This is a genomic window from Methylobacterium sp. WL18 (assembly GCF_008040015.1).
Classification (GTDB): Bacteria; Pseudomonadota; Alphaproteobacteria; order Rhizobiales; family Beijerinckiaceae; genus Methylobacterium; species Methylobacterium mesophilicum.
Genome location: NZ_VRVD01000930.1, coordinates 1 through 1,389, shown reverse-complemented (window position 1 = coordinate 1,389; position 1,389 = coordinate 1). Strand labels below are relative to the sequence as shown.

Annotated in this window: 3 protein-coding genes; all 3 read right to left on the bottom strand. The window is 68.0% G+C overall.

Translation table 11 applies throughout. The features are described from left to right. The coding region (locus tag FV228_RS29810; protein WP_147857741.1) for a hypothetical protein at positions 1-152 on the bottom strand (152 nt) is incomplete at its 3' end. A 174-nt stretch (positions 153-326) separates the two neighbouring features. Continuing rightward, positions 327-887 carry a type II toxin-antitoxin system VapC family toxin gene (locus FV228_RS29805; RefSeq protein WP_147857740.1) on the bottom strand — a complete coding sequence of 187 codons (561 nt, stop codon included), beginning with the start codon at positions 885-887 and terminating at the stop codon, positions 327-329. Between the two features lie 3 nt (positions 888-890). Continuing rightward, a complete protein-coding gene (locus tag FV228_RS29800; protein WP_047170722.1) occupies positions 891-1,115 on the bottom strand; it encodes a hypothetical protein in 225 nt (74 codons plus the stop codon). Between the last annotated feature and the right edge of the window lie 274 nt (positions 1,116-1,389).

Below are 1,389 nucleotides of genomic sequence, written 5' to 3'. Positions count from 1 at the left end.
GTGCGCCGCCAGCCGCCGCCGGATTCCGGCAGCGGATGCGCGACGCCGTCGACGACGAGCTCGACGCTCTGGGCGGTCGGCGCCCAGAGCGCGAAGCGCACGCCGCCCCCCACCATCTCGGCTCCGAAATCCATGCTGTGGGCGCGCCGCATCGGGCCACGGTCCTCGTCGTTGGCCGTGCGCCCCGGGGGACAAGCGCGGCAGGGATCATTGTCGTGGGAGAAGGCCCCGCGCACGATCCGGTTCCCGCAGCGCAGGTATGGCGACGTGATGAGACGGCCAGCGTGCGAAAAATGGCGCGGGGGACCAAGTGGTAGGCTGTGGGGTCACGTTCGATAGAACAGGACCTGGCTATCCGGGCGGAGTCGCAACAGGGCGTCGAAGTCCCTGAGGTTGCGCGTGAGCACGCAGAAGCCGAGCTTGAGCGCCTGCAGGAACAGGACGCAATCGTGGAGTGCGCCCATGCGGTCGTCCTTTGCATAGCCCTGGATCCGGCAGAGCATGCCCGCATAGACGGCGGCGCTTCCCAGGATCTCGGCGTCGGGCGTGAAGATCCGGTGCGCCGGCATCGCGTCGATCGCGGTTCCGATTGCCGCGACGGCCTGGGCGCTGCGAGGGTCCTTGGGATCGAGGACCCCTACCGTGTGCATCAACTCCTGGATGGCGACAGTGCTGTGGTTCACGATCCGGATGCCGAGGAGATCCTCGACCAGGGGCGGCGCCCTCCCCTGCATCTGGTCGATGTAGACGCAGGTATCGAGCAGGAGCGGACGGCCTGCCTGCGCCTGCCCCTCCAGGAAGGGCAATGCGGTATCGTCCCGGCGCTGCAACGCCGTCTTCGGTGCCTGCCGACGCAGCCGTTCCGCAGCCTTGAAGGTGAAGGCCACTCGCTAGAAGCTCAGGTCGAGTTCCGGGTCGACCGAGGCCCGCAGCGTGCGGAATACGTCCGCGAAGCCATCCTCGATGGCGATGTTGGCGAGCGCGAACTCGATCAGCGCGGTATCGGAGTGAAGCCCCGTCCGGGCCTTGGCGCGTTCGATCAATTCCGGCGCGACGCGTCCGGAGATCCGGCTGGCCTTGCCCCGGGTCAGGCCGCTTTCCTGCGCGCGGGCCATGACAGCGGTAACGGAAGGGGCAAGGGCTGTCTCAGTTCCTGAGGCCTGCCTCGGCTGCGAACGATCTCCAGCCATGGCGATGCTCCGATGACGTTCAACAAATCGTATGATCAGGCAACGTAACGCGCAGGACCCCCGCGCGCAATCATCTCGCTTCGACCGGCTCGAACTGGGGCTTGCTCTCAACCCCTCGGCACCCAACCGCTCGACACCCCCGCCCGCACGCCCGCCGCGGTGAGCACCAGCACCGAGCGGCCCGGCAGCGGCACCGGCG

Bases quoted from the DNA above. Each gene is read 5' to 3' on its own strand.
- FV228_RS29800 (WP_047170722.1), bottom strand. From the start codon at position 1,115: ATGGCCCGCGCGCAGGAAAGCGGCCTGACCCGGGGCAAGGCCAGCCGG.